We start from the raw sequence: 12,910 nt of genomic DNA on the forward strand, positions 1-12,910 counted from the left end.
CTTTCGATCAGTGCAGCCCGGGGATCAGGGAGATCAGCAGGTCGATGAGTTTGATGCCGATGAACGGTGCGACGAGACCTCCGAGTCCGTACACCGCGAGGTTGCGGCGGAGCATCCTGTCGGCGCTGACGGGCCGGTAGCGGACGCCCTTGAGGGCGAGCGGTACGAGGGCGACGATGATCAGCGCGTTGAAGATGATCGCGGACAGGATGGCCGAGTTGGGGCTGGACAGCCGCATGATGTTGAGGGTGTCCAGGCCGGGGTAGGCCACGGCGAACATCGCGGGGATGATCGCGAAGTACTTGGCGACGTCGTTGGCGATGGAGAAGGTCGTCAGGGCGCCTCGGGTGATGAGGAGTTGCTTGCCGATCTCGACGATCTCGATGAGCTTGGTCGGGTTGGAGTCGAGGTCGACCATGTTGCCGGCCTCCTTGGCGGCCGACGTGCCGGTGTTCATCGCCACGCCCACGTCGGCCTGGGCCAGTGCGGGGGCGTCGTTGGTGCCGTCGCCGGTCATGGCGACGAGCTTGCCGCCGGCCTGCTCGCGCTTGATCAGCGCCATCTTGTCCTCGGGCGTGGCCTCGGCGAGGAAGTCGTCGACGCCGGCCTCCTCGGCGATGGCCTTGGCGGTCAGCGGGTTGTCGCCCGTGATCATGACCGTCTTGATGCCCATCTTGCGCAGCTCTTCGAAGCGTTCGCGCATGCCGTCCTTGACGACGTCCTTGAGGTGGATGACGCCGAGGACACGGGGGCCGCTCTCGTCCTCCAGGGCGACGAGCAGCGGGGTGCCGCCGGCCTGGGAGATGGTGTCGGCGAGTTGCTGGGCGTCCTCGGTGGGCGTGCCGCCGCGCTCCCGGACCCAGGCGAGGACGGAGCCGGTCGCGCCCTTGCGGACCTTGCGGCCCTCGACGTCGACGCCGGACATGCGGGTCTGTGCGGTGAACGGGATCCATTCGGCGCCCGTCAACGCGTCGCCGCTGAACTCACCCTCGTCCAGGCCGTACTTCTCCTTGGCGAGCTCGACGACGGAGCGTCCTTCGGGCGTCTCGTCGGAGAGCGAGGAGAGCCGCGCGGCACCGGCGAGTTCCTCCTCGGTGGCGCCGCGGACGGGGACGAACTCGGCGGCGCGGCGGTTGCCGTAGGTGATGGTGCCGGTCTTGTCGAGCAGCAATGTCGATACATCGCCTGCCGCTTCGACGGCGCGTCCGGACATGGCGAGGACGTTGCGCTGGACGAGGCGGTCCATGCCGGCGATGCCGATCGCCGAGAGCAGGGCGCCGATCGTCGTCGGGATCAGGCAGACCAGCAGGGCGAGCAGCACGATCATGGGCTGTTCGGCGCCGGCGTAGATCGCGAAGGGCTGGAGGGTGACGACGGCCAGCAGGAAGACGATGGTGAGGGACGCGAGGAGGATGTTCAGCGCGATCTCGTTGGGCGTCTTCTGACGGGCGGCACCCTCGACGAGGTTGATCATCCGGTCGATGAAGGTCTCACCGGGCTTCGTCGTGATCTTGATGACGATGCGGTCGGAGAGGACCTTGGTGCCGCCGGTGACGGCGCAGCGGTCGCCGCCGGATTCGCGGATGACGGGTGCGGATTCGCCGGTGATGGCGGATTCGTCGACGGACGCGACGCCTTCGACGACATCGCCGTCTCCGGGGATGATGTCGCCGGCTTCGCAGACGACGAGGTCGCCGACGCGGAGTTCGGTGCCGGGTACGCGTTCCTCGTCGGTGCCGTTGAGGCGGCGGGCGACGGTGTCGGTCTTGGCCTTGCGGAGGGTGTCCGCCTGTGCCTTGCCGCGGCCTTCGGCGACGGCTTCGGCGAGGTTGGCGAAGATGACGGTGAGCCACAGCCAGGCCGCGATGGCCCAGCCGAACCAGTCGGTGGGTGCGGCGCAGGCGAATATCGTGGTGAGGACGGAGCCGACCTCGACGACGAACATGACGGGCGACTTGACCATCACGCGCGGGTCGAGCTTGCGCAGGGCGTCCGGCAGTGAGACGAGCAGCTGCTTGGGGTCGAAGAGACCGCCGCCCACGCGGCCGTCGCCGGGCTGCTGCCCGTCGGCGGCGTCCTGTTGGGGGGCGCGGGTCGGAGTGGCGGTGGACATGGGGCCGGACTCCTCCGGTTTCACGGGGGCGGTCATGACAGGCCCTCCGCCAGCGGCCCGAGGGCGAGCGCCGGGAAGTAGGTCAGACCGGTGATGATCAGGATCGTGCCGACGAGCAGCCCGGCGAAGAGCGGCTTCTCGGTACGGAGGGTGCCCGCGGTCTCGGGGACGGGCTGCTGTTCGGCGAGCGAGCCGGCGAGGGCGAGCACGAACACCATGGGGAGGAAGCGGCCGAGGAGCATGGCCAGGCCGATCGTGGTGTTGTACCAGGGGGTGTTGGCGTTGAGTCCGGCGAAGGCGGAGCCGTTGTTGTTGGCACCGGAGGTGAACGCGTAGAGGACTTCGGAGAAGCCGTGCGGTCCGGCGCCGACCGCCTTGGTGTTGAGCATCGAGCCGAGCGCGTCGGGCAGCACCATCGAGGCGGCGGAGAAGCCGAGGACGAGGGTCGGCGTGATGAGGATGTAGCAGGCCGCGAGTTTGATTTCGCGGGTGCCGATCTTCTTCCCGAGGTATTCGGGGGTGCGGCCGACCATGAGTCCGGCGATGAAGACCGCGATGACGGCCATGACGAGCATGCCGTAGAGGCCGGAGCCGACGCCGCCGGGTGCGATCTCGCCGAGCATCATGCCCAGGAGCTGGATTCCGCCACCGAATGCGGTGAAGGAGGAGTGGAAGGAGTCGACGGCTCCGGTTGACGTGAGCGTGGTCGAGACCGAGAAGATCGCGGAACTGCCCACGCCGAAGCGGGTCTCCTTGCCTTCCATGGCGGCACCCGCGGCCTGGAGGGCCGCGCCCCCGTGGGCGAACTCGGTCCACATCATGAGCGCGGTGAAGCCGAGCCAGATGACGCCCATGGTGGCGAGGATGGCGTAGCCCTGCTTCACGTTCCCGACGAGCTTGCCGAAGGTGCGGGTGAGCGCGAAGGGGATGACGAGGATCAGGAAGATCTCGAAGAGGTTGGTGAAGGCGTTGGGGTTCTCGAACGGGTGGGCGGAGTTGGCGTTGAAGTAGCCGCCACCGTTGGTGCCGAGTTCCTTGATGACTTCCTGGGACGCGACGGCCCCGCCGTTGGTCTGCTGGGTGCCGCCCATGAACTGGCCGACGCCGTGGATGCCGGAGAAGTTCTGGATGGCGCCGCAGGCGACGAGGATCACGGCGCCGATGACCGCGAGGGGGACCAGGACGCGGACGGTGCCGCGGACGAGGTCGGCCCAGAAGTTGCCGAGTTCGCCGGTGCGGGAGCGGGCGAAGCCGCGGACGAGGGCGATGGCGACGGCCATGCCGGTGGCGGCGGAGACGAAGTTCTGTACCGCCAGGCCGAGGGTCTGGACGACGTGGCCCATGGCCTGTTCACCGCTGTACGACTGCCAGTTGGTGTTGGCGACGAAGGACGCGGCGGTGTTGAAGGCCTGGTCGGGGCTGATGGACGCGAACCCGAGGGAGAGCGGCAGGTGTCCCTGGAGTCGCTGGATCAGGTAGAGGAAGAGCACCCCGGCCAGGGAGAAGGCCAGGACGCCGCGGAGATAGGCGGGCCAGCGCATCTGGGTGTCCGCGTTGGCGCCTATGCAGCGGTAGATGACCTTTTCCACGCGCAGATGGCGAGGGGAGTTGTAGACGGCGGCCATGTAGTCGCCGAGGGGGCGGTACGCCAGGGCGAGCGCCGCGATGAGCGCCGTGAGCTGGAGCACGCCCGCGAGTACGGGGCTCATGTGGCCCGCCGCGTTGGCAGCTGTCGACACCTCAGAACCTCTCCGGGAAAACGAGGGCGAGGACCAGGTAGCCGAGGAGGGCGACGGCCACGATGAGACCGACGATGTTCTCGATGGTCACAGCTTCGTCACCCCCTTGGCGACGAGAGCCACCACTGCGAAGACCGCGAGGGTGGCGACGACGAAGGCCACGTCGGCCATCGTGTGCTCCTAGATGGGCAGACGGAATGGGACCCCTAGAGCAAACCGTCGTTCTTCCGCCGCTTGAACGCCGTTGACGCCTCCCTTACGGCCATTAGCGTTCCGTTGACGGTTTTCTTACGCCTCTCGATCTGACCTGCGCAAACGCGAAGGGGCCGTACCCCTCGTATGGGAGTACGACCCCTTGTGACCGTCGTTATTGAGCCGTTGCGGCGGCGTTGTCGCGCCGTGCCCGGCGGCGGCGGATCAGCGGATCTCGGTGATCTCCGGCCCGCGCTCCAGGCGCTCCACGCCGCCGCCGAAGCGCGACCCCTCGGCCTGCTCCTGCTGCACACCGTCCGGCACCATCTGGGCGTCGTCGGGCAGCTTGAGGACGATCGGGTCGCGGGGGGCCATCGGGCCCTCGCCGCGGACGATGACGGTGTCCCGGAAGATGTGCTCCAGGACGCCCGCGGCCTGCGGCTGCACCGCGCCCTGGCCGGAGATCACGCCGCGCAGGAACCAGCGGGGGCCGTCGACGCCGACGAAGCGCACGACCTGGACGCCGTTGGTGCCGTCCGGCAGCTGCACGGGGACCTGGGCGCGCAGTTCCCAGCCCAGGGGGCCCTCGACCTCGTCGACGACGCCGCCCTGCTGGGTGATGCCGCCGGCGATCTCCTCGCGGACCTCGCCCCAGATGCCCTCGTTCTTGGGGGCGGCGAACGCCTGGAGCTGCACGGCGCTGTCCTGGAGGACGACCGTGGCGGCCACGATCGCGTCCCCGGCGACCTCGACGCGCAGTTCCATGCCCTCGACGCCGGGTACGTAGAGGCCGCCGAGGTCGACCCGGCCCTCGCCGGGCTGCTTGACCTCCGACACGTCCCAGGGGCCGTCGGGCCGCGGCGCGGGCGGGAGGTTGAGCCGCGCTTGCGTCGCGTCGTCCTCGCCCGCCTCCACCTCGTCGGCGAGCGCCGTGTCCTCGGCCGGCTCCACCGGAGCCTCGTTCTTCTTGCGACGTCCGAACACGTCACTGTCCTTCCCGGTCGCCACCGACCGATGCGTATTCATTCCCGCCCGTGGAGCCGTCCACCGCCGCGTGACCGCCGGTGGACCCGAATCCCCCCTCGGCCCGCGCCGAGCCGGGAAGTTCCGCCACCTCGTGGAAACGCACCTTCTCGACCTGCTGGACGACCAATTGGGCGATCCGGTCGTACTTCTCGAACCGCACACTCTCGCGCGGGTCCAGATTGACCACGATCACCTTGATCTCTCCACGGTACCCGGCATCGACCGTCCCGGGGGCATTCACCAGCGCCAATCCACAGCGGGCCGCCAGCCCGGAGCGCGGGTGCACGAAGGCCGCGTAGCCGTCGGGCAGCGCGATCGACACCCCGGTGGGCAGCACGGTGCGCTCCCCCGGCGCGAGTTCGGCGGCCTCGGTGGTGACGAGATCGACTCCGGCGTCCCCGGGGTGGGCGTAGGACGGAAGGGGAACGTCCGGGTCCAGGCGCCGCAGGAGGACGTCCACCGGATTCCGTTGCTGACTCACGGGTTCACCTCGAAGGCACGTGCACGCTTGACCTGGTCCGGGTCGGCCATCGCCGCCCGGATCTCCTCGGTCCTTCCGTTGTCGATGAAGTGGTCGACCTTGACCTCGATGAAGACGGCCTGGGCGCGGACCGCCACCGGGCCGTCCGGGGCGCCTATCCGGCCGACCGCCGTGGAGTAGATCTTCCGGCCGTGTACGGCGGTGACCTGCGCCTCGAGGTGCAGCACGGTGCCCAGCGGCACCGGCGCGACGAAGTCGGTCTCCAGCCGGCCGGTCACCGCGATCACCCGCAGCAGCCAGTTCAGCGAGCCGAGCGTCTCGTCGAGCGCGGTGGCCAGTACACCGCCGTGGGCCAGGCCCGGCGCGCCCTGGTGTGCCTCCTTGACGGTGAATTCGGCGGTGACGCACACGCCGTCGCCGGCCCGGGCCTCCAGGTGCAGCCCGTGGGGCTGGCCCGTGCCGCAGCCGAAGCACCGGTCGTAGTGCGCGCCGAGCAGTTCTCCGGGGGCCGGCGCGTCCGGGTGCCGTACCGGGGGCGTGGCGCCCTCGGGTGGCGTCAGGCGCGTCCTGGGTTGGTCAGTTCCACTCACGAGTGCAGACCCTACCCGCGCGGCCAGGGGGTGGGTGCCGCCGTGCCAAGCTGGTGGCATGCAGTCGTACGAAGAACGTCTCACCGCGCCCCGCTCCTGGTGGCTGATCGCCGCGCTCGTCGGTGTGGCCTGTGCCCTGATGCTGCTGCCCCTGGGGACGCTGCCGATGCTCGGCGGGCTGATCGGCGGCGCGGCGCTGTCCTCCGTGGCGGTGAGCGCGTACGGCTCGGTGCGGATCCGGGTGGTCGGCGGGGCACTGATCGTCGGGGATGCGCGGATCCCGGTGACGGCGCTGGGCGAGGCGGAGGCGCTGGACCGCGCCGAGGCGCTGGCGTGGCGGACGTACAAGGCCGATGCGCGCGCCTTCATGGTGCTGCGCGGCTATGTGCCGACGGCGGTACGGGTGGAGATCACCGATCCCGAGGATCCGACGCCGTACGCCTATGTGTCGACGCGGGAGCCGGAGCGCCTGGTGGCGGCGCTGGCGTCGGCGCGCGGCTGAGCGGCGGGGAGGGCGTCCCAGGGGATCTGGCGGCCGCGCAGGTCCGCGCGGATCTTGAGGGCGAGTTTCCTGGTGTCACGGCGGTTGAGGAACGCGCCGACCGCGGCGCCGACCAGGAACGGCGTGAGATGGGGAAGGTTGCGCAGGGTCCGCTTCATGATCCGCTGGCGGAGTTCGCGCTTCATCTGCCCGCCGAGTGCGACGTTCAGGGACGCGGGTCTGGCGATGTCGATGCCGCGTTCCTCGGTCCAGGAGGTGAGGTAGGCGGTGGCGCGCTGGGTGCGGTTGCCCGGGGGCCGCAGACCGTAGACCTCGTGGAGTTCGGCGATCAGCTTGATCTCGACGGCGGCGACGCCCGCGACCTCCGCGGCGAGTTCGGCGGGCAGGGCGGGTGGGACGGGCAGCATGGCGGCCGCGCCGACGCCCGCGCCCACGGTGGCGGAGCCCGCGCAGGCGCCCGCCACCAGCTTGTCGGCGAGTTCCTCGGGGGTCAGTCCGGGGAAGTGCGCACGCAGGGTGGCGAGGTCGCGTACCGGGATCCTGGGGGCGGTGGCGATGATCCGGTCGGCGATCACGCCGAGCGCGGACCGTACGCCGTCCCGGCCCTTCCTGGCGCCGCGGACGGCGGCGTCCGTGAGCGAGGCCGGGCGGCCCCGCCGCTGGAGTCCGCCGGTGGTCCGTTCCCCGGGGTGGGCGGTCGGGTCGGCGGGCACGGGCGCGGTTTCCTCGCGTGATCGTGCGCCGGCCGCCGGACCGTCGCCGCCCTTGCGGCCCTTACGGAACGGGTGCACGCCTGGCACGGCGTAGGCCGGTCAGGCCGCGCAGTCGCGGCAGATCGGGTTGCCGTTCTTGTCCTCGGCTGCCAGCTGGCTGCGGTGGTGCACCAGGAAGCAGCTCATGCACGTGAACTCGTCCTGCTGCTTGGGCAGCACTCGGACGGCGAGTTCCTCGTTGGACAGGTCGGCGCCGGGGAGCTCCAGGCCCTCGGCCTGCTCGAACTCGTCGACGTCGACGGCCGAGGCGGACTTGTCGTTCCGCCGCGACTTCAGTTCCTCGATGCTGTCCTCGTTGAGGTCGTCATCGGTCTTGCGTGGAGTGTCGTAATCCGTAGCCATTGTCGCTCTCCCCCTCTGGGTGTCTGCGGTGTCTCAGCGCTCGTAACGCGTGAGAGGCCGGACTTGTGCCCGACCTGAGGCGGAGATTTTGCCTCACATCAAGGTCTGTTACTCAATCGACACCCAACCGCACCCCTGAAGAGGTGATCGGTTTGGATGGCGATCAGGACCGTACACGGTCCGAAAGTCGCACCTCGCGCAGCCCATCACGTGTACTTCCCGTGATCTGGGCCTGCGGAAACCCGGATTTTCCCGGCTTTCCGCCAGACAATTCGATCACGGAGGGTAGATGGCCGGAAAAGGGCCTCTGTGAGGGATCACACACGGTCAGGACGGTGGGGCGGACCCGCCGAATTCCGCGCAAAGCGAACTCGGCGAAGGATCCCCGGAGACCCCCCGCCGCGTCAAACCGAAAAGCCGGGCAGGGGTCGACGGAATCCGGCTGTACAGCCGCCGGGCGAGCACTCGTACCGCCGGGTAGCCGGAACTGCCGGCGGCCGCGTACGACGCCTCCAGCGGCCGCACAGGGCCGTCGTCGCCGGTGTCAGAGTCGTCGGTGTCAAAGGGGCAGGACGACGCGCATGTCGAGGCCGCCGCCTTCGCGGGGTTCGGCGGTGATGGTGCCGTCGTGGGCGCGGACCACCGAGCGGACGATGGACAGCCCCAGGCCCACCCCCTTGTCGCTGCCGGTCCGCTCCGTACGCAACCGACGGAACGGCTCGAAGAGGTTCTCCACCTCATACGCCGGCACCACCGGCCCCGTATTGGACACCACCAACACCGCACACCCCGGCTGCGGCTCGGTGCTCACCTCCACCCAACCCCCCTCCGGGACGTTGTAACGCACCGCGTTCTGCACCAGATTCAACGCGATCCGCTCCAGCAACACCCCATTGCCCTGCACGAACACCTGCTGCCGCACCCCCCGCAACGCAACCCCCTTCGCCTGCGCCTCCTCCCGCGTCTGATCCACCGCCTGCGACGCCACCTCCGACAGATCCACCGGACGCCGATCCACGATCTTGTTCTCACTGCGCGCCAGCAGCAACAACCCCTCCACCAACTGCTCACTGCGCTCATTGGTCGCCAACAACGTCCGCCCCAGCTGCTGCACCTCCGGCGACGCCTGCGGATCGGCCAGCTGCACCTCCAACAACGTCCGATTGATCGCCAACGGCGTCCGCAACTCATGCGAAGCGTTCGAGACGAACCGCCGCTGCGACTCAAACGCCCGGTCCAACCGGTCCAACATCTCGTCGAAGGTGTCCGCCAACTCCTTCAGCTCATCATCCGGACCCCCCAACTCGATCCGCCGATGCAGATCCGAACCCGCCACCCGCTGCGCGGTCCGCGTGATCCGCCCCAACGGCGACAACACCCGCCCCGCCATCGCATAACCGAACGCGAACGCCACGATCGTCAAACCCAGCAACGCCAGCAACGAACGGTTGAGGAGGTTGTTGAGGGCGACCGCCCGCTGGTGCATCAGGCAGTTGTTCACGGCCTCCTGGAGCAGCGCCCCGGAGGTCTCGGTGGGCAGGTCGCAGATGTCGCTGGTGGACTGGAACTTCCCGCCGAGGATCTTCAGCGGCAGCGCGCTGCCGTCGTGCAGGGCGGCCGCGGCGAGCATGTAAATGATCGTGAGCAGCACGATGCCGGCCATCAGGAACATGCCGCCGTAGAGCAGCGTGAGCCGTATCCGGATGGTGGGCCGCAGCCATGGGAAGGGCCGGACATTGGCCGGTTTCGGGTCCCAGGCCGGCTTGGGCGGCACCGGGGGCGGCGGCGGTGCCGCCTTGGAGCTGGAGAACGAGGGCAGGGAGGGCATCGCCGGTCAGATCCGGTATCCCGAGCCGGGGACGGTGACGATCACCGCGGGCTCGCCGAGCTTGCGGCGCAGCGTCATCACCGTGACCCGGACGACGTTGGTGAACGGGTCGGTGTTCTCGTCCCACGCCTTCTCCAGGAGCTGCTCGGCGGAGACGACGGTGCCCTCGCTGCGCATGAGGACCTCCAGGACCGCGAACTCCTTGGGGGCGAGCTGCACCTCCCGGCCGTCGCGGAAGACCTCGCGGCGGTTGGGGTCGAGCTTGATGCCGGCGCGCTCCAGGACGGGCGGCAGGGCCACCGTGGTGCGCCGCCCGAGCGCGCGGACCCGGGCGGTCAGCTCGGTGAACGCGAACGGCTTGGGGAGGTAGTCGTCGGCGCCGATCTCCAGGCCCTCGACGCGGTCGCTGACGTCGCCGGAGGCGGTGAGCATCAGGACGCGGGTGGGCATGCCCAGCTCGACGAGCTTGCGGCAGACGTCGTCACCGTGGACGAGCGGGAGGTCGCGGTCGAGGACGACGACGTCGTAGTCGTTGACCGCGATCCGCTCCAGCGCGGCGGCGCCGTCGTACACCACGTCGACGGCCATGGCCTCCCGGCGTAGTCCGGTGGCCACAGCATCGGCGAGCAGCTGCTCGTCCTCGACGACGAGTACACGCACGTCGCAGTCCTTCCTTACGGCCCGCGATGAGCAGGGCACAACAACAATCGGAGCCCTTCCATCCTGCCCCGAAGAGTCATAAACCGGCGGTAAGGGGGGTGTGGACGGGCGGAGGGCGGGCGCCGGGGCGGCGGGGACCGGATTTCCGGGGTGTTTGAGGTTTCCCTGAGGGAGACGGTGGGGAGGACGTCTGCACACCCGCGATCACGCCCTGTACCGGCGTCTTGCCACGTCTGGTTTTCCGCCGCAGGGGCCACGCCGTGATCGACCCACCCGTCGGCACACCCCCGTGCCACCGACCCACGACGAGGGGGCGCACCATGGACGCGTTCACCGCAGGTATTTTGCAGCGCATACGGAACACCGAAGCCGATCTGGTCCGGGCCCGCGAGTCGGGTGACGAGTTCCTCGCCGAGGTCGAGCTGGCGGAGCTCGAGGACCTGCAGCGCCTGGCGACCGAGCACGGCGTGCGCTACGGCGTCAACGCCTGATCCCGGCCCCGCAGGACAGCGGCTGCGCCCCGGTACCGAGGGAGGGTGCCGGGGCGCAGCCGTGTCCGCACGCCGTCCGCGGGCCCGGTGGGCGCCTCAGTCGTGCCAGGCCCCGAGGTCGTCCAGGAGGGGCTGGAGGACGGTGAAGACGCCCGGGGAGGCGGCGACGGTCAGTTCGTGGGAGGCGGGGCGGCCGGGGCGGCCGCCGGTGAGGGCGCCGGCCTCCGAGGCGATCAGCACGCCGGCGGCCAGGTCCCAGGGGTTGAGGCCGCGCTCGTAGTAGCCGTCGAGCCGGCCGCAGGCCACGTCGCACAGGTCGATGGCGGCCGAGCCGCCGCGGCGGATGTCGCGGACCTGCGGGAGGAGGGTGCGCACCACCTCGGCCTGGGCGGCGCGCCGCTCGGTGAGGTAGCCGAAGCCGGTGCCGATCAGGGCCTGGGAGAGCGGCGGGGCGGGCCGGTGGCGGAGCGGTTCGCCGTTGAGGTGGGCGCCGCGGCCGCGGACGGCCTGGTAGGTCTCGCCGCGCATCGGGGCGGAGACCACGCCGACGACCGTTTCGCCGTCCTTCTCGGCCGCGATGGACACCGCCCAGGAGGGCAGTCCGTAGAGGTAGTTCACGGTGCCGTCGACGGGGTCGATGACCCAGCGGACGCCGCTGGTGCCGGTGCTGCCGGCGCCCTCCTCGCCCAGGAAGCCGTCGGCGGGGCGGTGCTCGCCGATGAAGTCGGTGATCAGCTTCTCGGAGGCGAGGTCCATCTCGGTGACGACGTCGATGGGGCTGGTCTTGGTGGCGGCCACGCCCAGGTCGGCGGGGCGGCCGTCGCGCAGCAGGGCCGCGGCGCGGTCGGCCGCCTCCAGGGCCAGTGCGAGGAGTTCGTCGTGAACGGGGTCGGTGGGCCGGGGATCGGGCACGGTGCTCCTTGCTCGGACGAGCGGTGGTCGGGGCTCGGGCGGGCGGTTACGCGGGGGTGTCGGCGGTGGGGCCGGTCCAGTCGGCGCCGGCCGCGGCCGGGCGGGGTGTACGGGCCGGGCAGCAGCCGACGGGGCAGAGGTCGTGGGAGGGGCCGAGGGCGCCCAGGGCGCAGCGCTCGGGGGTGGTGCCGCGTTCGGTGGCGGCGCGCTCCAGGAGGAGGTCGCGGACGGCGGCGGCGAACCGGGGGTCCGCGCCGACGGTGGCGGAGCGGGCAACCGGCAGGCCCAGTTCCGCGGCCTTGGCGGTGGCCTCGGTGTCGAGGTCGTACTTGACCTCCATGTGGTCCGAGACGAAGCCGATGGGGGCCATGACGACGGCGGGGACGCCGGCGCCGTGCAGCTCCTCCAGGTGGTCGCAGATGTCGGGCTCCAGCCAGGGGATGTGCGGGGCGCCGCTGCGGGACTGGTAGACGAGCTGCCAGGGGTGGTCGATGCCGGTCACGTCCCGTACCGCGTCGGCGACGACCCGGGCGACGTCCAGGTGCTGGGCGACGTAGGCACCGCCGGTGCCGTCGTCGGTGTGGTCGTCGGGGGTGCCGGAGGTGTCGGCGGCCGCCGTGGGGATGGAGTGCGTGGTGAAGGCGATGTGGGCGCCGGCGCGGGTCTCCTCGGGGAGCTCGGCGAGGGCGGCGAGGACGCCGTCGACCATGGGGCGGACGAAGCCGGGGTGGTTGAAGTAGTGGCGCAGCTTGTCGACCTGCGGGACGGGCAGCCCCTCGGCCTGGAGGACGGTGAGCGCATCGGCGAGGTTCTCGCGGTACTGGCGGCAGCCGGAGTACGAGGCGTAGGCGCTGGTGGCCAGGACGGCGATGCGGCGGTGGCCGTCGGCGACCATGGTGCGCAGGGTGTCGGTCAGGTAGGGCGCCCAGTTGCGGTTGCCCCAGTAGACGGGCAGATCGAGGCCGTGTCCGGCGAAGTCCTTGCGGAGGGCGTCGAGGAGTTCCCGGCTCTGGGCGTTGATGGGGCTGACGCCGCCGAACATGAAGTAGTGCCGGCCCACCTCTTTGAGGCGCTCACGGGGGATGCCGCGGCCGCGGGTGACGTTCTCCAGGAAGGGCACGACTTCGTCGGGGCCTTCGGGACCGCCGAAGGACAGCAGGAGAAGGGCGTCGTACGGGTGGGGGTCGCACTGTTCGGGCATGCCTCCGATCCTGCCACTCCCGGGCCGGGGCCAGGGGGCAGGCCCCGGTGGAGGCGGCGG

General features: G+C 70.4%; 14 protein-coding genes. 2 read left to right on the forward strand and 12 right to left on the reverse strand.

Annotation, left to right across the window (positions count from 1 at the left end; all coding sequences use genetic code 11):
• Positions 1-7: 7 nt before the first annotated feature.
• The 6 genes from kdpB to ACRAS8_RS09170 all read right to left on the reverse strand — a co-directional run bounded on the left by kdpB (position 8) and on the right by ACRAS8_RS09170 (position 6,141).
• Positions 8-2,113 (reverse strand): potassium-transporting ATPase subunit KdpB, encoded by a 2,106-nt coding sequence (gene kdpB, locus ACRAS8_RS09145; protein WP_438485448.1) that lies wholly within the window; start codon positions 2,111-2,113, stop codon positions 8-10.
• Between the two features lie 32 nt (positions 2,114-2,145).
• Positions 2,146-3,822, reverse strand: a complete 1,677-nt coding sequence (gene kdpA, locus ACRAS8_RS09150) for a potassium-transporting ATPase subunit KdpA (RefSeq protein WP_438490396.1) — start codon at positions 3,820-3,822, stop codon at positions 2,146-2,148.
• A 31-nt stretch (positions 3,823-3,853) separates the two neighbouring features.
• Positions 3,854-3,943: a K(+)-transporting ATPase subunit F gene (gene kdpF, locus ACRAS8_RS09155; protein ID WP_016575741.1), complete on the reverse strand. Its 90-nt coding sequence runs from the start codon at positions 3,941-3,943 to the stop codon at positions 3,854-3,856.
• 326 nt (positions 3,944-4,269) lie between these two features.
• Positions 4,270-5,028: a DUF3710 domain-containing protein gene (locus ACRAS8_RS09160; protein WP_438485449.1), complete on the reverse strand. Its 759-nt coding sequence runs from the start codon at positions 5,026-5,028 to the stop codon at positions 4,270-4,272.
• Position 5,029: 1 nt separating this feature from the next.
• The gene (gene dut, locus ACRAS8_RS09165; RefSeq protein WP_438485450.1) at positions 5,030-5,551 is read right to left on the reverse strand and encodes a dUTP diphosphatase; all 522 of its coding nucleotides are present in this window, start codon (positions 5,549-5,551) and stop codon (positions 5,030-5,032) included.
• Positions 5,548-6,141, reverse strand: a complete 594-nt coding sequence (locus ACRAS8_RS09170; protein WP_438485451.1) for a PaaI family thioesterase — start codon at positions 6,139-6,141, stop codon at positions 5,548-5,550. Before ACRAS8_RS09170 ends, dut begins: the two co-directional genes overlap by 4 nt.
• 58 nt (positions 6,142-6,199) lie before the next feature.
• On the opposite strand from ACRAS8_RS09170, the gene ACRAS8_RS09175 reads away from it, so the two are divergent.
• The gene (locus ACRAS8_RS09175; protein WP_438485452.1) at positions 6,200-6,643 is read left to right on the forward strand and encodes a DUF3093 domain-containing protein; all 444 of its coding nucleotides are present in this window, start codon (positions 6,200-6,202) and stop codon (positions 6,641-6,643) included.
• On the opposite strand, the gene ACRAS8_RS09180 is transcribed toward ACRAS8_RS09175, so the two are convergent.
• The 4 genes from ACRAS8_RS09180 to ACRAS8_RS09195 form a co-directional block, all read right to left on the reverse strand.
• Positions 6,583-7,356: a hypothetical protein gene (locus ACRAS8_RS09180; protein ID WP_438485453.1), complete on the reverse strand. Its 774-nt coding sequence runs from the start codon at positions 7,354-7,356 to the stop codon at positions 6,583-6,585. The genes ACRAS8_RS09175 and ACRAS8_RS09180 overlap by 61 nt on opposite strands.
• Before the next feature lie 99 nt (positions 7,357-7,455).
• Entirely contained in the window at positions 7,456-7,758 is a 303-nt protein-coding gene (locus tag ACRAS8_RS09185; protein WP_016575747.1) for a DUF4193 domain-containing protein, read from the reverse strand.
• A gap of 559 nt (positions 7,759-8,317) precedes the next feature.
• Positions 8,318-9,586, reverse strand: a complete 1,269-nt coding sequence (locus tag ACRAS8_RS09190; RefSeq protein WP_438485454.1) for a sensor histidine kinase — start codon at positions 9,584-9,586, stop codon at positions 8,318-8,320.
• Between the two features lie 6 nt (positions 9,587-9,592).
• Complete coding sequence (locus ACRAS8_RS09195; RefSeq protein WP_016576171.1) at positions 9,593-10,246, reverse strand: response regulator transcription factor; 654 nt, start codon at positions 10,244-10,246, stop codon at positions 9,593-9,595.
• Positions 10,247-10,566: 320 nt separating this feature from the next.
• Between ACRAS8_RS09195 and ACRAS8_RS09200 the strand changes: the two genes are divergently transcribed.
• On the forward strand, positions 10,567-10,737 hold the full coding sequence (locus tag ACRAS8_RS09200) for a hypothetical protein (RefSeq protein WP_018538301.1): 171 nt from the start codon (positions 10,567-10,569) through the stop codon (positions 10,735-10,737).
• 96 nt (positions 10,738-10,833) lie between these two features.
• Here the strand turns inward: ACRAS8_RS09200 and ACRAS8_RS09205 are convergent, their stop codons facing one another.
• Both ACRAS8_RS09205 and ACRAS8_RS09210 read right to left on the reverse strand, forming a co-directional pair.
• Entirely contained in the window at positions 10,834-11,649 is an 816-nt protein-coding gene (locus ACRAS8_RS09205) for an inositol monophosphatase family protein (RefSeq protein WP_438485455.1), read from the reverse strand.
• A gap of 46 nt (positions 11,650-11,695) precedes the next feature.
• A complete protein-coding gene (locus ACRAS8_RS09210) occupies positions 11,696-12,850 on the reverse strand; it encodes a ferrochelatase (protein ID WP_438485456.1) in 1,155 nt (384 codons plus the stop codon).
• Between the last annotated feature and the right edge of the window lie 60 nt (positions 12,851-12,910).

The organism is Streptomyces sp. S186 (assembly GCF_051603415.1).
Taxonomy (GTDB): domain Bacteria; phylum Actinomycetota; class Actinomycetes; order Streptomycetales; family Streptomycetaceae; genus Streptomyces.

Bases quoted from the DNA above. Each gene is read 5' to 3' on its own strand.
- kdpA (WP_438490396.1), bottom strand. From the start codon at position 3,822: ATGAGCCCCGTACTCGCGGGCGTGCTCCAGCTCACGGCGCTCATCGCG.
- ACRAS8_RS09210 (WP_438485456.1), bottom strand. From the start codon at position 12,850: ATGCCCGAACAGTGCGACCCCCACCCGTACGACGCCCTTCTCCTGCTG.
- ACRAS8_RS09175 (WP_438485452.1), top strand. From the start codon at position 6,200: ATGCAGTCGTACGAAGAACGTCTCACCGCGCCCCGCTCCTGGTGGCTG.
- ACRAS8_RS09190 (WP_438485454.1), bottom strand. From the start codon at position 9,586: ATGCCCTCCCTGCCCTCGTTCTCCAGCTCCAAGGCGGCACCGCCGCCG.
- kdpB (WP_438485448.1), bottom strand. From the start codon at position 2,113: ATGTCCACCGCCACTCCGACCCGCGCCCCCCAACAGGACGCCGCCGAC.
- ACRAS8_RS09185 (WP_016575747.1), bottom strand. From the start codon at position 7,758: ATGGCTACGGATTACGACACTCCACGCAAGACCGATGACGACCTCAAC.
- ACRAS8_RS09200 (WP_018538301.1), top strand. From the start codon at position 10,567: ATGGACGCGTTCACCGCAGGTATTTTGCAGCGCATACGGAACACCGAA.